Consider the following 18,201-nt stretch of genomic DNA (forward strand, 5'->3'; position numbering starts at 1 on the left):
ATTGGTTTGGTAATCCGTTTGCCGAGTCGGACTGTGGCTCTTTGTCAAAACCAGAAATCAGATGATCTGGCTAAGCTCAACCTGGTGCTGAATCGCCCGCAGCAGGCCAGTGATCGAGGATGGCTCGAAGGATGCTGGCTGTTCCCTTCCCCTGCGCCCAGATCGGTTCGCCATTGGCGAGGGCGTCCTTCACGCAATAGAAGGCTTGATGGCTGCTGCTTTTCCACGCGAAGACGAACATATCAGCAGTCTTCGCTAGGTTCTCGAGTTGCGGCGTTGCAACGAGGTCTGAATTCACAACCACTTTGCAGCCGGGGAACAGCTTCTCCAACGCCGCCTTGGCACGGCTTCCGGCCGCTTCGGCCAGCGTGTAAATACCTATGGTCTTTCCATTGAGGCTCGGAATCGACGATGCACCATGCTCCGCCTCCGATTTGCGTTTAAGCGCGCCCACTGCATCTGGATCGACGCCATAATCCTTCGCAAGGGTCTCGATCGGCACCAGATCGTGCGGTGCAAGGCGATGGGCGAAGCTGGAGGCTTGACCCAGCACGAGCAGGAACAATCGCAGTCGCGCTTCGCGTTCTGCAGCGGACGAACAGGGCAAGATTGCCAACGCCTCGCTAAGGTCCAGGCTCCAGGGTAGGTAGGCATAGGAGCCGATCCGCTTCTGAACATCCTCGATATCGCTTATCAGGGAAACATACTCACTGGATGACAGCCCTTGCTCGATCAGGATGCCGGCCAGTTGCGCTAGCAAGTCGAGATCGGTCCGCGAAAGCGCGTCATCCATCGCGATCAGCAGGAACAAAAGCGACGCAATCGGTTTCGTCGCCGGCGGTGGAGCGGCATCCGTGGAGAAGATACTCGCGAATATCTGGGGCACTGCCGCCCGCGCGATCTCGCCGGCTTTACCGTCCAGACCGCCGATGATGTCGGCGAACCGACGCGCCAACTGGCCGCTCTCCCGGAGTTTTGCGGCATCCCAATTAGTCGGTGCGGATTGAACTTCCCGCTCAGCCGAGGCGAGGTCGCGGCCTGCCTGCAGTTGGTCCGCCCAATTGATCCATGGATTGGCACTGGCATCAGCCGACTTCTCCGTTGGCAGCGGTCCGGACGATTGCGCCTCCCGAAGGCTTTCGATCTTGCTGGCAATCCCCGGGGGCAGCCCAGCAACCACGTCCGGGCCCGCCTCATCCACCAGAGTAAGCAGCCGTTGGCGCGCCTCGGTTGTCCCGATCGTCCCGACGCACGACACCAGCCGGCTGATGGTCTTCCTGCTAGCAGGAAGCCGCAGGTAGAACTCAAAAGCGCGGTCGAATTGCCCATCATCGAAGGCTTCGTCAGCTTCGTCCGCAGTGGTCGCTGCCAGCCGCGTCAGCGCGGGTTCTGCAGCGCGCGGCGCTGCGGAGAGCGAGGCATGGGAGCCGGGCGGTAACAGGTCGAGCAGCCCGGCGATGATCGCTGGGTCAGGCTTGGCTTGCAGTTGCTCGAACAGCAGAAACGCCTTGACTACACGTGGCGCCCGAATGCCCCGACGGGACGCGAACAGCTTCGGATAGGGGATTGCGATATGGCGCGCGAAGGCATCACGGATCGCGGCCGGTTCGCCGCCTGCCTCCACCTCATCGACATAGGTTCGGTAAAGTGCCTCGATCAGGTCCGCGAGGATCTGCGGCGGCAGCGCCAGATCGGCCATCGTCTTGATGAGCCAGTGATCGCGCGCGATTTGCGGCCACAGCCCGAGGCCAGCACTTAGCCGCACCTCAAGGTAGCGGAGATTCTCCTCATTGAGGCGACCTGTCTGCTTGAGTTCGGCGATCGTCGCCTCTGCCTGGGCTTCGTCGCCGGCGAGCAGCGCACGCTCGAACTCGCCGCGGATGGCTCCGATCGGGCGGACGCGCGTGCGTGTTGCAAGCGGCCTCCGTTCGAGCACGCTTGCAAACTCGCTCAGCCGTGCTGAGATCGCCTCCATTGCGGCATCGTCTGGTCCCGTGAACCGATATACAGTTCCGCCGAATCGGTCCCGAAGCACTGCGGCCATCGCCTCGTTCGAGTCCTCGGCGACGCGCTCGAAGCTGCTGAGCCAGGTCGGGCCCAACCATGCGTTGATCTGATCGCCAAGCTCGTACCCGCCGGAAGGACCCTGCGTGGTCGCAAACCAGCCGGTGATTCTGCCACCCCGCGCGAAAGGCAGAATAAGCGGCGCACCCGGGCGCGCTGCGGCGAGAAGGCCGAGCCACTGCCGCACTTGGTCCGACTCTCGTGCCGAAGCAGACCCGTCGAGCAGAGACGACCAGCTCAACTCGTTGGGTGCCGAAAAGAAGCGCGCCAGCCAGTCCTGCTCCCGCTCGGGCAGATGCTCGATCACCTGCCTACTCCCACATAGGACTCGAAGTTGATACGCGCCTCGGCGAGAGTCTTGGGCGTGGTGTCGTAAACGACCATTTCGTCGTTCAATTCGAGGCCATTGTAGGTGAGGTTCATAGAGCCCGTCAGAAGGCCGCGCTTCAGCAGCACGCCTTTAATGTGCAGGTGCCGGCGGCGGACAATGGAAAGCTTGTCGTCGAGCCCGCCTTCGTCCGCCGCCATGGTGAGCGCGTCGATCAGCGGGTCATTGTGACCATCAAGGCTCGTCGCGATGCCCAGCGCCGTCCCGCGGGCCATCACGTCAGTTATCACCTCGATCAGCCGGATCTCGCGATTGCCCCATTCCGGATTGATCGTACCGAAGCCTCCAGCGCGATTGTCGAACAAGACGATGTTGCTGATCCACGGGCTGACGAGCCAGGCGCGCTCGCCTCCGGGCGCCAGCAGCTCGCCAAGGAACATCATCTGAAGGAGCTCGCGGATCAGGTTCTGGCTGGTCACCGCGCTTTTGAAGATTCGTCGCGTCTCGAAGGTCATTGCAGTGCCTCCGCAACATCGACATCGACATGGAAGACGTTCTCCACTCGCCTGACTGCCTGCACGCGCGCGAACACCGAGAGATAGACCGTCTGTACTGGATTCGTGGCGAGGAAGCTCAAGGCGTCGGCGAGCAGCGGTGCTGCCGACATTCGACACATCAGCGTGGCGGCCCCGACCTCGGCAAGGCGATCAAGACAATAATCCTGCCAGCCGTCGACTTCCAGATCGATCAGGCTCGCATCCTCGGCAAGATAGGCCTGCAGCAGCAACGGGTCCGGTGCGGGCAGGTCGGCGAAGGGTGAGTAAGTCCTCAGCCCAGACTGGCGGATGTGGGCGCCGCGCGGCCACAGCAGACCATAGATCACACCGAAGCGCCACTGGTCGGGATTGACCGTTGGGGCGTCGATTCCTGCCAGCCCGAGCGCTGCATCGATGTCATCAGACCGCGCCAGGCGATAGGCCAGCACACGCGCGTCGAGGTCGACGCTCAGCCGCTCTTCCTCGGCATTCCAGAGGCGCATCGCGTCGAGGAAAAAGGCGTCGCTGTCGATGCTCGAGCCGGGACGAAGGATCCGGTTTGTCAGCGCAACAAGGAACGCGTGGAAGGTGACAAAACCCTCATCCGCCAGGGTGTGACGAAGCGCCGTGAAGCTTGCATGGCTCTCCTCGGCACCTGATGCCTGCCGAAACGCGCGCGTTGCGGCGGGCAGCGGCTCGTCGCTGTCGCCTTCGACCACGGCGGCGAGGAAGCGACTCAACTGGAAATCGCTCAGAGAGAAATCATTGTCTCGCAGGGCAGCGGTCATCAGGCTGAAGAAGCGGCGTGGATCCTCTACATATTGGCGCTGCGCCTCGTCGATCTGGCCGTTGCCCCCAGGGGTCATCTCACTGATCCAGATCTCGCCATTGGGAACCCCGGCGAGCACATCGTCTTGCTCGCGCGGGCCAGCGGTGACGTCGAGTACCAGGCTGTCGGCGTCGATTTGTGGGCAGAGGCTCGTGATCGCGCTCAAGGCTGCCGCGCCGACGGTAGACGCATAACGCTCGCGAAGCCACGGCTCCCATCCAGCATCGATCGGGATCCATAGGATAGCCGCGAGGCTGAACAGGCTGTCGACAACCTCCCTGTCGGCCAGGAAGCCAGCCAGATCCTGCCGAAGCTTGTCCTGCTGATTACCCTGGGCGTTGGCATCGTCGACGATCGGCGACTGGAACAGGATGCTGAGCGTCCGGTCGAGGTCGAGTTCAGCGCTGCCGTCGGCAAGGCGTCCCGCGGCCTCCCTCAGGGAAATCCGACGCGCCATTGCCTCATTGCTGAGCGCGGCCAGCATGAGATGAGCCAGCCAGCCGCGCGCGAACGGGTTGTCGACGGCTTCGAGAAAAGGTCCGTAAACCGCTTGGTGATGAAAGCGCGCGGTCCGCATCGCACGATATCGGGGGTCCGCCTCGTCCCCGAGGTTCGACCACAAGGCTTCAGGGAAGCGAAGGCGGATGCACATCGCGTCGACCGCGAGGCCAAAGCCGAGCGCGGCCGCCTCTCCGGCGACTTCGAAATGGAACTCCTTGTTCAGCGATCTGCCGTCGCGGAAGCGAATGCCGGCATCGCTGCCGAGCGCCATCCGGCGTACCTCGATCGGGCTCAGCCCTTCGTGTGTGTAGAAGCGGATATCCTCGATCAACGGAGTCCAGGGGCTACCCCGGGGCGGGTCCAGCACCAGGCCGGACTCGCGCGCGACAAGCTGGCTGCACCAGCGAAGTCGAGCGTTCGAGGTATCGACCACCGTGCCGGGCGGCGGCTGAACCTCCAGAACTAGGGGACGATAGACAGGGACTTGTCTTACCGAGCCGGCGACGATAATCCGCCCGTCACTGAGCCTATCCAGACGCGCAAACGGTTCGAGCGGAACCACTTGTGCTCGGTTTTGATCGAGTGGCGGACACATCCAATGACGCTCGAACGCATGGCTCATGCCGTAGCGCCGTGACACGCGTCCCGGCGCGAACTCTCGAAGCGCCTGTGCGATGGGCATCCCCACTTTGTCGGGCGTGACGCTACCAGGCTGTGGGAGGACAATACTGACCTCGGGCAGGTTAAGATCGCTGAACAAATTCGCCGGCGCGAACTCCGGCAGGGGCGAATTGAACACTTGGAAATCGTCGCCGGTCTGCCCCCAGGCGCGCCAATTGCTCTCGAGCCGGCGAAGCGCGGTCGGCAGGACCTGCGTCATCAGAGGCCGGGGGTGATCCCAGAGCAGCGGCAAGACTGTACTCTCGTCGATCTTCAAGGCGGAGGCGAGATATGCGGAATAGCGGTCCAGTTCGGCTGGGATGGTCAGGATGCGATTGATGAGGCCTGCAAGCGCAGTCTGGCGCGCGCGCTGGTAGCTGCTGTCGGTGCTGGCCGATAGGTCGAGCCAGACGCTGCCTTGCCGCTGATAGTCAAGTGCCTGGCTAAGATAATCGAGCGTCGCATAGACTGCCTGGATCCGCATGACGTACCGATTGCCTACAGGCAGCGTACGAAGCGGCAGTTCCGGATCGAAAAGCAGGTCATAGCCCTGATAGGCGAGCCGGTCCCGGCCATAGTCCGACAGCACCGCCACAGTCCAAGGCCGCATCCGGCGCGAACGACCCGCGCGGCCCTTGCGCTGGAGGAACTGGGCAACATCGCGCGGCGCCTTGTGCTGAATGACTGCGCCAACTCGCGGATCATTGAAACCGACTTCGAGCGAGGCGGTCGCGACGATAATGTCGAGATTGTTGCCGACGCCGGGGTCCATTGACATCACGCGGCCCACCGACTTTCGGTCCTGGGGCTGTAAGGTGTGGCCGATCTGGACCACTGCCTCCCAATCTTGGCCATGCAGCTTGCGCTGTTCGATCGGCAGTGGCCGGCGGAGCGACGCGAGTCCGCCATCGGGCCTGTTCACCAGGTCCGGCGCCCCGCTGCTCCTGCGACCCTCGGCGTCTAGCATTGCGAAGTACATGCGGTTGGTGACGTCGATGTCGTCGGTGAAAATGAAAACGCGCTCGCCGATAATGCCGCGGCTCTTTCGCTCGTCGGGCGCGTCCAGCAGCCGAGAGAGCAGCATGCCCGTCTGGATCGTGGTCGACAGCAATGCTGTGCGCGATACCGGATCGCCGCGCAGCGCCAGAAGATACTCAGCGCCTTCGGCGATCATCTCCCTGTTGGCGGGAGCGATCTCGACCGATGCCTGTTCGAACACACCGGTCAATTGCGCAAAAAAGCGAGCGCCGTCCTTGAGCGTGGCGGAAAGGCCGACGAAGCTGACGTGTCGGCGGACCAGACGCCGCCAGCGACGCAGCAGGAAAGCGACCTGTGCGCCGGAACTCCCAGCATAGGTATGGACTTCGTCGAGCAGCATCATCTCGACGGCCCGCTGAGCTCGTTCGCCAATTCCGAACAGATGCCGGAACCGATCGTCGCCCATGCGCTGGTTCAACATCTCAGTCGTGGTGAACAGGATATCTGGTGCTTCAGATTGCAGCCGCTCGCGCGTTAGAATGATCTCGTCGCTCTCAATCGTGCTTGAGCACTCGAGGCACTCCAGACGCTCGCGATTGGCGCGCCGATCCGCCTCACGCCAAACCATCTCCCCGTTGCAATCCGGCGATGGACAGCGCAGATATTCGCAGACGAGGCCGCCCATTGTCGTACGCCAGCCGCTGCGTGCCTTATGCGCAGTCTCAGGCGAACGGGGCGTCGGGCCGAAAAAGGTGCCGATCAAGATCTTACGATGGCCGCGCGCCCCCAATGTATCGTCTAGCCGGCGGGCCTGACTATATACCTCCGCGAACTGGTCCTTGAGCAGTTCGTTGCGCGGATAAAGCGCGAGCACCTTAACCCAGCGATCGCCAACCGCGTCTCGCTGTATATGCGATGCGACGCGCGACAGCGCTGGCAGGTAAAAGGCGAGGGTCTTGCCGCTCCCGGTGCCCGCACTGACGAGGGTGGCCATCGATTGCGACCCTTCAAAGCCACCGAGGATCCGTGAGGCGGCATCAACCTGGAAGCCGGCAAGTGCGAACTCTGGGCCGTAGCTTTCGACCAGCGCGGACAGTGCCGTGCGTGCGGACCGGTCGGTGGTCGCAGCGCCAATTTGCGCGAGCGCGGCGGAGGAATTGATTTCGCGCCGCGGATAACGGCGGCGGCGCCAGATGAACCGGAAGTCGGCGACGAGCGTGGGAGCCGTCTGCCAGCCGGTCGGACCGCGATGCTGTGGGAAGAGTTGGCGCAGCCGGAACAGCAGTCGGACGCCTTCGGCCATGCGGGAGCGATATTTGGTGCCTGGCTCCGCTCCGATGTCGAAGAGCAGCACGCGATTGATCAGCTCCCCGATTACCTGGCGGGCATCCTGGAAACCGATACCTGCGCCGATCGCGGGATCATCCAGCAAGGCATCGATGATCCCATGCACTTCGCCCGACGAGACGTGGCCGTCGACCAGCCCCCAGGTCAGCAGTCGGGCTTCGCGCTGCTCAATCTGATCGAGCGCAGCCAGTAGTAGGGTTTCATCGGCGTCCATCAGCACTCCGCGGAAGAATGCGATAGCTGTCGAAGGCATTATTCGCCCTTAGCCAATGCTTGACGGTGTCGGTGAGCAGATCGAGCGCAGCGCCACCACTCTGGATCGCTTCCAGGAACCGCTTCACCTCGCCGGGCACGTTGTAATCGAATGCCTTGGCAGTCTCGGTTAGCTTCGCCGCGAGCGCCCGCACTTTCTCGATTCCCGCTTTGTCGGCCGGCAGCCTGTCGAACTCGGTCCGGAAGGCCTGGTGAAGCTGCTCATACTCCGCGAACGCCGCACTGTTGGCAGGCGTGAACGCGATGCGTCCCCTGATTACGCCCGGCGCCTCGCCCGTGAACACGGCCTGCCGATACACTTTCCAGCTTTGGATGACTGCAGCGCCCAGTTCGGTTGATGCGACCTTGATGTCCCGGATCAGATTAGTCCAACCGACACCCCTTGTCAGGGTCGCGGCCTTCTTCTCGGCCGTGAATTTCTCAACCAGGTCGGTTGCGCGCTTGCGAATGGAGTCGAGAATCGCTGGCGCAACCGCTTCAATGCCCGAGTCAACCAGAAGCTTGCGCTGATCGAGGGCACGGCTGAACTCGGCCGCGGGCGGAGCGAGGTCGGACCGCAGACCTTCGAGGCGACTGGCTTCCTCAACATTGGCGCCGAGGCGGTCGAGCGCGACGAGCCGTTCGCGAAGCGCCTTGGCGCGCGCGGGAAGTGAGGTACTCACAGGGTAGCCTCCACTGCTGCGGCCTCGGTATCGCTTACACCCTGGAGCATCGTCACGATCTCGGCCGCTGCGATACCTGGATCGGATTGAGCCCGGATCGCTTCCTGCTGCGCAACCCTCGGCTCGGCCTGTGATACAATCTCGTTGACGATCTTCAGGAACGACATCGTGCGCTCGATCAGCCCCAAGTCGATCGACCCTAGGGCGTTGAGCAGTTTCGGGACCTGCTCCCGGTCAGCCTCGTCGACGATCGTTGCCGCCTTGTCGACCAGGTCGACGAACCGGCTCGTCTGGAACTCCGTGAGGCGTGTCTCGAATTCGCCCAGCTTGATCGACACGCCGGAAGGCCAGCAATTGGTCTTCTGTAGGAGGGGTATGATTTCACGCAGGTCAGCGACGAAAGCATTCTTGTCGAGGCTGTCGTCGACAAAATCGGCGATCTCCTGCCGAAAGCCGCGCAGCTTGGCGATCACCGACTGAAGCCGGCTCCATAGCCTGGCCTCGCTCATCGTTGGGATGAAGGTGCGGGCCTCCTCGGGCAAGCCTTCGGGCAGCGGACCGGTCGGCGGGTCGCCGGAAAGAGCATCGAGCAATCGCGGAGTATCCACCGCGAAGGGCTTGTTGCCCGCGCCCTGGAAACTGGCTGTCCGCTCAAGCAACAGATTTTGCAGCGAGGAGCGTGTGCTGCGGCCGTTGATCGAGCCCAGCGCCTGAGCGCGCAACTGGTCCCACCCTTCTTCGAATGCCTGGACATCTGCTTGCGGCGGGGGGGAGAACAGCCCGCGCAGTAGGGGTTCGGCCGATGTAGGTCGCACCGGCGGAGAAAGGCCGACGATACGCGATTGGTTGAGGAGAGCCCGTCCGATCACCGCGGTCTGCGTGTTGGCCTCGGCGATCAGCATCGGCACCAGTTGTGCGACCAGACGATCGATGATCACGGCGCTCGCGATATAGTCAGTATAGGCCTCGGGGTAGTCCCAGCGGTAGCCATTGAAGCCGAACCGAAGAGCGCCGAGAAATCCTTCTCGCAGCGTAGCGTCCTCGTCCTCATGCCTATCGCAGACCACGAGGATGCGGCCGTGCACAGGATTGTTGCGCGCCTTGGCGATCGACAGCCATGTGGCCTTGATCTCCTGATCTGGGATGCGCAGCGCTGGCCAGTTGATCGCACCTTTCATCATCGTCGCCAGCGCGTTTCGAAGCTCGCGAGCATCTGCCTGGACAAGTTCAGTCCCGCCTGCCCAGGCATCGAGCTTCTTCGACCACGCAGCTACCCTCGGGTCTTGCACAACCGCCGGCGGCGAGGGCGACGCAAGGAGTTCATCGCGGTTCGTCGGCGGCGTCGCGGGGGCCTGCGGCTGCACCTCCGGCACGAAAGCAACATTGGCGAGGTCGGCCGGAGTCGGCAGCGAGAAGGCAGTGAATATAGTCGGCGGCACATGGGTGAGCGCCGTCTGGTCGAGCGCATTGCCGGCCCAAACTGCGAGCGCAGAGTTCAGGCGCCTCTTCACGGCGTCGGGTTGGCTCGCCTGCCGGACGAGACCCGCCAGGTAGAGATTGGGTCGCAGCCCATGGAAGTCCGCAGGCGGGAAATTGCCGCTAAGGAAAGTCCCCCGCATCAGTAGCGGCCGTCGCAGGATCTCATTGATAACCCGGCGAGGATTGAAGACGAGCCGGCTGCCCTCGGTCAGGTGCCGCTCGACGAGTTGTTCGACTGCAAGCCGATTGAATGGGAACAAGGCATGGCCGCGGCTCGAATAGCCAAAGGCGTCGAGCGCCTCGCCTTCTTCGTCGGTCTGCTCCTCGTCATGCCATGCCGACAGCCAATCGGTGAGGCCGTCACCTGCGCCGCGCCGGTCGAACCGCCTACGCAGCCCTTCCTCGCCCCACCGCGCAGCATTGAGATAGGCGCCGACCATGTCAACGACCGCGGCCTTGATATCGTCATCGCCCTGCTGGCGGTTGCCAATAACCCAGACGCGCTGCGCGCGCGTCAGGATGGTGTCGCGGGACGCCAGATAGCCATCGGTGAGCGCCAGCGCTGTGCGCATGGTGGCGCGGACCTTCTTACCCGCATAGGCGCCTTCCTGGACGCAGACCTTGAGGAGGACGTCCTGTATGCCCGAGAGGGCTGCGAAATCCTCAACCAAGAGCACCAAGTCCTTGTCGTCCTTCAGGAGGATTTCACGGACGCCGAGGATAATGTCTTGTAAGGTGATGCCGCCGGTGCTCTGCTCGAGTTGGAACACGTTGCCGATGGCGATGTCGACAATGTCGTTCAGCAGATCTGCTGCAGCCTGACGGCGCTTGGCATCCTGGACAGCGAGCTGCGTCTGATAATAAGTTCTTACTGAGAGGGCAGCAGCGTTTAGATCGATATGATCCGGAAGGATCAGGTCCTCCGCGAAGAACTGCGATTGCGTCTCGTCACCCTCCGCATCGTCTTCGCGGCCCTGTACCGCACGGGCCACCACACGGGCAAGCACCCTCTCGTCGAAATGATCCTTGAGCGCGGCATCGCCGAACAGCCTGGGAAGCGATTGTGCATGGCCAATGAGCGGCCGCAGTTCGGCGGCGCGATCCTTGTGCTCCCGCATTTCGAGCAGCATCGCCTCGGCACGGCTCGACAGGGCATTCTCAATCTGCGCACGGAAGAGAACGACCGCCTTGCGCTTGTCGACCTCTGCAACCGCCTGGGTCAAGTCGGCGCGAGACTTCTCGAAGCGCGTGTCACCGGCGAGAGGCTCGAGGATGAGTTCAACTACTTTGCGCAGGCTTGCGCTCTTGGGAATACGGATGATGTGGAGGCGATCGCTCTTAGACGATCGCTGGAGCTGCGCATCGAGCCACCGGATGATGTGCGACTTGCCGATGCCCGACGGGCCAGTGATGGGGAACAGCAGATACCCGCCGGGAACGTTATCGGAGAGGAAAGCATCAAGCAGATCCTGCTCGGATGCGGGAGTTTCGATATTGGTGCCGGCATTCCGCGTTGTGAGTTGCGACGGCTGATGGACCGCGAGCAGCACCGAAACGTCGGCGGTCTCGGCTTCATTCTTGATGCAGGCGTTTACCTGATCGGCTTCGGGCCAATATTTTTCCAGCATCAGCGTGCCTTCCCTGCCGGTGCCATTGCGACGTGCGAGACGTCCCGCCATGTGCGCGCATTGCTTCCAGTTAGGGTCACGACACCCTCGGTATCGCTCCTGTTCGCAAGCGTGATCGCGCCTTCCCGGTCGAGTCGTTGAATCGCGCGCGATAGCGCCGAGGAAAGAAGCCCCACTCGAAGCCTAGGCCAAGCCGAGTCATTCAACGCCGCCTCCACCTGAAGTCTGTAGGCGCCGCCATCAAGCACGGGCAGTACTGTCGCTGCGCGGGCGACGAATGTGGGGGCGGATAGTTCGTGGTGGGAACCGTAAATCGCAGGCAAAGCATCTCGCAGCGCGTCGGTCGGATCGACGACCCATTGCATACCGTCGCGAGCAAACCCTAGATAAATCATCCACTCCCTTAATGCGGGTAAGTCTCTTTCGTTTTGAAAAATCTTCTGATTCGTACTGTCTTCTAGCTGCAGTGTCTCAAGAGACATGAGGCTCTTCGTACTACTGTCCAAACGATATATGTCCTGGGCGAGCATCCACGCCATCCCGCGGGATAAATCAGCGCACTTTGCACCGTCGCCATCCCAGAAACGCTCGTTATTCTCTGGCAAAAGAGCAATTGATCTAACGACCTTCGGTAGCCTAGATTCAGCGTCGTCTGCCGTTTTTCCCAATTCAGATAGATAGGCAGGCGAAACGATTACCTTGCCATTTTCGGCGTCGAATAAGCCGAGTTGGGTCCACCGTGTCAGAGTCTGGCCCAACTGGTTGTTCTCTTCAGTGAAGAACTCACCTCCACATGCAAGAATGAGATCTTCCCGGCTTCGCGGGCCAAACCGGATGAGCGCACGAACCAAAATGATCAGAACGTTGAAAAGGCCGTCATTTGTACGGTTAAGGACGGTCACAAGCGCGCTCCGAGCTTGAATTGATCGACTGTCAGGACATTGGACCCCGTATCTGCGATACGGCGTCCGGTATTCCAGGGATCAGGCGTCGATGCCGGCGCCATGATGACGTGAAGCGGCCGCTTCATCGTGAATAGTTGGGTCGGCAGGCCGACACCGGCGGAGGCGGTCCAGAGTGTCACGCGCGGAAGCTCATAGGACGACGGTCGCAGCACTTCCTCTTCGAGGGATTGGAGCAGCAGCACATGGTCGTCGCTGTGTTTGTGCAAGCTGGCGAGGGCCGGATTGCGTTCCCGAAACGCGGCCCGCGTGGCGATCTCGCGGACGGCGAACATCGCAACGAAGTCCTTGAGGAAAGCAACAAGCACTGCATCGTCAAATGATTCTTCCACCGGCAGAATGACCGGATCGCCAAGATCGAGTTGCGGGAACCGGGTCTTGAAAAGGCTGAGATCGGGACGGCTGACCTGTTCGATGCCATAAGCAGGCGGAGCGGAATAGTGGATGTTCGTCGTTCCCTGGCGCCGATGTTCCGGACACCCGCCACACGCGCGCGATATAATCATCGGCCGGCCGGGTGCATTGCTGCGATAAAGGTGATCGAGTAAATCCGATACCTCGACCGATCCCCCAAGCAGTTTGTCGAGCAGACCGCGATTTTCCGTCGCCGCGTCGAATGAGCGCTCACGCTCCTGGCCAATCAAGGCTTCGAACCGCTCCCAGCTCAGATGGCCGAACTCGGTCATTCCGACGACCGTGCGCTGGAAATATTCCGACCAATATTCCTCACTGCGCAACTCGAACGCAGACGTTGCCTCGTCCTCTTGCTGCGCGATTTTCGAAGGCGGCTGTGACTCGAGTTCGAGCATGCCGGCACGCGCCATCATGATGAGCGTGCGCATGTTCCAGGATTCATTATAGTCCGACTGCCGCCGAAGCCGGGGCGGAACGGCTGCCAGGTCAACCTCCAGCAACTGGCCGATCGTGTCGAGTTGGGTGCTGCTGCCATACATGGTCGACCATCGCTCGAAGGCGAGGTCGTCGCTGATCAGAGATGGCGAGGCAATCTGGTTGGCCGTTTCCTGATCTTCCCGCGAATAGATCAAAAAGGATGCGGAAGGGCAGCCATCGCGCCCGCCACGGCCGACCTCCTGATAGAAGCGGTCGAGGGTCTCAGGGACGGCTGCGTGCACAACGGTCCGTACATCCCGCTTGTCGATTCCCACCCCGAAGGCAGAGGTTGCAACGATCCCGTCGAGCTTGTTTTCCGACCATTGATCGATAATCCGCAGTCGGTCGCCATGGGCCGTCTCGCCGTGGAAGCAGTCGATGCGTCCGTAGCCCGTCTTGCGAAGAAGCTTCACCCACCGCTTCGCGTCGCTGCGTTTCGTTACGTAGAGAATGAACGGCCGCGGCGCATGCCGCACGATCTCAAGGACCTTTCGGTCCTTCTCGTCTGGATCGTCCTCACGATGGATCCAATATTGCGGTTCGGGACGAAGATGGATCGAGGCGACCATCTGGACGCTTCGGGCTGGACCGAACAAGGCATCGATGGTCGCGATCGTGTCGGGTGTCATGGTAGCCGACATCAGCAGTGTTTTGAAGCGGGTGCTGGGCGGACATGCCGCCAGCAATCCCCGCCGCACGCCCGCGAGCATCTGAAAGGCCGGCCTAAAGCTATCTCCCCACTGGCTCACCAGATGCGCCTCATCTATAATCAGATAGGCGAGAAGGCCCGCTCGCACGGCGTCGTAGAGTGCCGGCAGCAATGCTCCGGTTACCGCCTCCGGTGAGCAATAGAGGATACCCTGACGGCCTTCGCGGATGGCAGACTTGATGGCTGAGCGGTCCTCGGTGCCTAGGCCGGCATGCCAGGCGAGCGGCGGCACCTCCCGGCGCGGGAAGCGGCGCTTGAGCATCTGCCGCATCTGCCGCGCCTGATCGAGCACAAGTGCCGTCGTCGGCACGACGCATATTGACAAGCCTCCCTCGATCCCTCGAACGAGCACCGGAGCTTGCGCGACGAAGCTCTTACCAGAGCCGGTCGGCAATGCCACGATGAGCGTCTCACCCGCAGGAAGCAGGAAAGCGCTGCGCACGGCCTCGCGCTGTCCAGGCGACACATAGGTGTCGAACCCGCTTGCCTCGCCCAGGAAAGGGTCGATCGGACGCTGCCAGTCGATCCTGACGTTTTGTTCGGCGAATACGTCCTCGAACACCGGATTGTCACTGTCATCCAGCCAATCGGGCCGCCATGGGCGTGCCTCGATCACGAAATAGCCTTGTGTCTCGCTATGCGCCCGCACACCGAAGTGCGCCCAGGAAGTCCGGTCCGGCCAGCCGGAGCAAGAGGGTACGCGCAACTGCGCCTGCTGGCCCGCAAAAAGGGACTGGCGGCGCAATACGTGCCGAAAAAGGGCCATGGCATCATGTGCACTTTGCAGCCGCCCAGTTGCCTGTGACGCTTTCAGGATCTGAGCCAGGCGATCGAACACGCCGTCGTGGGGTCCGGAGTCCCCAATCCCGCTCGAAGGGTCGAGTAGAAAGTCTTGCAGACCTCCGAAATCGAATGCGCCCATCAGAGGCCACCCGAGATGCGGTCGGTGACAGAGCGGCTCGCCGAGACGAAGATCGCGCCAATAGTGTCGAGCCGAACCTGAGGGATGCGAATGCCCGCTCGTAGAGCAGCAGCAAGTTGCTCCTCAAACGCAAGATCGGTGTCGTCGCCAGCACTCGCGGCCGCGCGAGCCCGCGCCCGCAGCTGGCCCAGCCGCCCCTGATCGACCCGCAGAGCGCGCTGCTCCGCTTTCGCGAGGCTGTCGATGAGATCGGAGTCCCCGCGAAGCGCGTTTTCGGCCACTTCCCGCGCCTTAAGGCAAAGGTCAGACCAATGGGCAAGTTCGGGAAGGCGCAATTGTAGCAGCCGTTGCCACCGGCGAGGATTGAGATTGAGGTCGAGAGCCCCGTTCTGATCCGGTTCGACTCGATAGCGTGGCGCAAGGAGCGTGAGAAGTGCGTGATCGGTTACCAGCGTCAGTTCTCGGTCGAGCCAAAGCGAGCGGTAAAAGGGTGGAAGCGCCATGTCGCCGCGACGCCGCATCGCTGCACCCGCCGCGTTGGCATTGCGTCCATGTTGGCGCAGAATTCTGTCCGCTCCTGCGACGTCGGCTTCGAGGACAAAGTCGAACCGGAAGAAGACATCGGCGATGGGATCGCCGACATGGTCGGGCGCAAAGCGCCACATGGCAAAGGATCGGCCGCGATCATCCGACTCGGTGAACCCCAAGATGCCACTGATGAGCTCGTCGCCGTAGCGTAGCAAGCCCATGCCATTAGAACGCGCGAGAGGATGCAACACAGTGCGTCGGCGAAAGGTGTAGGGGATAGTTCTGATCCTCCTCTCACCCCTTGATCTCGGAGAGACATCAAGCGCAGCGTCGCAATGCGCCATGAACGTCGGCAGCGGAATAAGCGTATGGCGCCCTGGGGTGGTGGAATAGACGTATCGGAACGGCGTTGCTGCTCCGGCGCTCGGCGCAATCCGCGGCTCGTCGAGGCGCTCAAGTTTTAAAGTTTGTTCGAGCCACATGACCGTATCGCTCTTTATCGCAAGCCAATTCTCGTCGATCGCGGAGAGGCTGTCGAAAAGAGCCGTAGGTGGCGCGCCGAGGGCATCGAGTGCATCCTGCTGATCTAGCGCCGAGATTTCGCGCTCGATCTCGCCGTGTTCGCCGGTGCTCTTCGCTGTGAGATCAATGAGCCCTTCGGCGCCCTCGACGAACAGCGGAAGCGCGAAGCCTCGCATAGTCCTCTCCAGCAGATACTGTAGGCTCGCCACCGATCGGTCGAAAACTTTGAGCGCTGAATTGAGATAGCCCACCCAGGCCATCTCAAAAGGATCGTCCTCGCAAGCGAGCACGACGGAGCGTACGGCCTGGTCGGATCCATAGCGATCAGCGCGACCTAAACGTTGCTCGATCCGATTGGGATTGAACGGGACGTCATAGTGAACCACGACTTTATTGCCGCCCTGAAGATTCAGACCCTCTTCCGCCCGTCGATCGCAAACCAGAATGGGTCGGTCGACGCTGTAGCTAAAAGCCCTCCACAGGTCGCTGCTGGGATCATGACGGTCGACGACGATACCCAGTCTGTTCGCGATTCGCTTTGCCAGGAGATCGGCAGTCTTGGCATCAGAACAGAAAACGATGCACTGCGAGTTTGAACTTACAAGCGGCTGCAACGCCTCAATCAGTGCGTCCGCGCGATCCTCGAACAAGCCAGGGCGCCCCAGGCACCGGCGAACCGCCTCGAACCGACTCTTATCACTAATTATCCCGGTCTGCTGCGCCAGAAAACTGATTATCCCAGCCCCGGAGCTCGGATATTGCGATCCGCGATCGAGCACTCGCCAAAAGGTTCTCGCACGATCCGCCCACAGTGCCTCGCGGCCGGCTTCATCGAGCTTTGTCGACTCGCCGAACCGCCAGTCTTCCATTGCGGCGGTCAAGACTGCCCGATCGCTGCTGCGATAGTGGACGATCTCGGCCCCTAATCTATCTGGCGTTATCCCGCTGACGTTTCGACGACGATGGCGCAAGATACGACGGTGCAGCCGATAGACTTCGCTCAGGTGGTTATGCAACTGATCGACCGCCTCGATCAGTGCTGGGTCACTCTCGTCTGGCATCCTATCGACAACGGTGCCGAGCTTCGCAAGGTGTTCCAGTAGCAGTTCGTCCTCGGGAAACAGACGGCTCAATTGATCGATCACATAATCGAGAAACAGTACATTTTCGGTTGTCAGACCGGCGACGATTTCTGCCAGTGCCTGCCGGCTCTCGACCTTGCGGCGGAACGAGTCCTCGCCATCGAGTGGATATGTCAGGGGATCGAGGAGATGGAGCATCCTCAGAAATCCGCGCTCATTGTGAAGTGCTGGTGTCGCCGACAACAAGAGGACCCGCTCTATTAGGGGAGCGGCGCGGGCGATATCCTGGTAGATGCCAGCTGCATTCGCAATACCGAGGTCGATCAGGTGGTGCGCTTCGTCGATAACGAGCATCGTCGCCTTCGATAGAATCGCTCGAATCTGGTCATCGTCGTCATGTGAAATCACATGAATATTGCGACCGAGGTGGCGCCCGAGAAAAAATTTCTCGGAAAGCTCCGCGCGCCATTGGCCGACGAGTGGGGCAGGAACCGCCACGAGAACCGTGCAATCTTCCTTCACATCGAGAACGCATTGCCGGATAAGGACGCCCGCCTCGATCGTCTTTCCGAGGCCCACTTCGTCGGCAAGCAGGTAGCGCTGCACCGGGTCTTGCAGGATCCGTCGTACCACCTCAATCTGGTGCGGTTCGAGTTCGACAGCGCACGCAAGCAGCGCGGAAATCCCCATCGACGCGGCCCGCTGGGACACCTGTGATCGGACAAACGCGCTGCGTCCATCCGAAAAGCCTGGGCTCTCGCTGATTTTGTTGGCAAGGAACGGTGTTGGGTCCCCAATTGGAAGTTCCCACCGCACGAACACAGAGTTGCATTTCAGCCGCTTGGAATTGCGTTCGGGAAACTGGATGAGTTGGCTTTCACCGCTATCTTTCAGGAGGTGGCCAATTTCCCACGCCCCAGTAGCCTCATCGAAATGATATATGCGCGTCTGCTCCGGGAGGAGTACATGCTCTATGTTGTTTTCGCCAATGTTGTGGACCAGAGGCTCCGATGTCGGCGAATCGAAATACTCTACAGACCGCAGCGATCCGCTCTGGCCAACTAGTTTTCCCACCCCGAGGGAAGCATGCTTCCCTCCAATTGCTCTAACGAACACAGATTCGCTGTCCCCTCGACCCTTCATTTCATTATGGTCTGGATTTGCATTCGTCTAGTGGCTCTCCTTGAAATCGGTACGAAGCGCCACTCTCAAACGAAATCGGCGCTACCCGTGCCCAGGCGTCGCAGGGCGGGCGTGACCGCACCACCGAAGACGTCTCTTCCGGGCCCGGTGAGCGACG

General features: G+C 61.4%; 8 protein-coding genes. All 8 read right to left on the bottom strand.

Annotation, left to right across the window (positions count from 1 at the left end; translation table 11 throughout):
• Positions 1 to 76 precede the first annotated feature (76 nt).
• Genes dpdD through dpdE form a run of 8 tightly spaced genes read right to left on the bottom strand, consistent with a single transcriptional unit; the run spans position 77 to position 17,975 of the window.
• The gene (gene dpdD, locus FJ946_RS21425) at positions 77 to 2,371 is read right to left on the bottom strand and encodes a protein DpdD (RefSeq protein ID WP_140564065.1); all 2,295 of its coding nucleotides are present in this window, start codon (positions 2,369 to 2,371) and stop codon (positions 77 to 79) included.
• Positions 2,368 to 2,907, bottom strand: a complete 540-nt coding sequence (dpdK, locus tag FJ946_RS21430) for a phospholipase D-like domain-containing protein DpdK (protein ID WP_140564064.1) — start codon at positions 2,905 to 2,907, stop codon at positions 2,368 to 2,370. The genes dpdD and dpdK overlap by 4 nt, the downstream gene beginning before the upstream one ends.
• Positions 2,904 to 7,457, bottom strand: a complete 4,554-nt coding sequence (gene dpdJ, locus FJ946_RS21435) for a protein DpdJ (protein ID WP_181167639.1) — start codon at positions 7,455 to 7,457, stop codon at positions 2,904 to 2,906. Before dpdJ ends, dpdK begins: the two co-directional genes overlap by 4 nt.
• The gene (locus FJ946_RS21440) at positions 7,444 to 8,178 is read right to left on the bottom strand and encodes a hypothetical protein (RefSeq protein ID WP_140564062.1); all 735 of its coding nucleotides are present in this window, start codon (positions 8,176 to 8,178) and stop codon (positions 7,444 to 7,446) included. Before FJ946_RS21440 ends, dpdJ begins: the two co-directional genes overlap by 14 nt.
• Positions 8,175 to 11,336 carry a protein DpdH gene (dpdH, locus tag FJ946_RS21445; protein ID WP_140564061.1) on the bottom strand — a complete coding sequence of 1,054 codons (3,162 nt, stop codon included), beginning with the start codon at positions 11,334 to 11,336 and terminating at the stop codon, positions 8,175 to 8,177. The genes FJ946_RS21440 and dpdH overlap by 4 nt, the downstream gene beginning before the upstream one ends.
• Positions 11,285 to 12,187, bottom strand: a complete 903-nt coding sequence (gene dpdG / locus FJ946_RS21450; RefSeq protein WP_140564060.1) for a protein DpdG — start codon at positions 12,185 to 12,187, stop codon at positions 11,285 to 11,287. Before dpdG ends, dpdH begins: the two co-directional genes overlap by 52 nt.
• Positions 12,184 to 14,769, bottom strand: coding sequence for a protein DpdF (dpdF, locus tag FJ946_RS21455; protein WP_140564059.1), 2,586 nt, complete (start codon positions 14,767 to 14,769; stop codon positions 12,184 to 12,186). The genes dpdG and dpdF overlap by 4 nt, the downstream gene beginning before the upstream one ends.
• Positions 14,769 to 17,975: a protein DpdE gene (gene dpdE / locus FJ946_RS21460; protein ID WP_181167640.1), complete on the bottom strand. Its 3,207-nt coding sequence runs from the start codon at positions 17,973 to 17,975 to the stop codon at positions 14,769 to 14,771. Before dpdE ends, dpdF begins: the two co-directional genes overlap by 1 nt.
• Between the last annotated feature and the right edge of the window lie 226 nt (positions 17,976 to 18,201).

It is taken from the genome of Mesorhizobium sp. B2-4-7, assembly GCF_006442685.1.
In the GTDB taxonomy this organism is placed as follows: domain Bacteria; phylum Pseudomonadota; class Alphaproteobacteria; order Rhizobiales; family Rhizobiaceae; genus Mesorhizobium.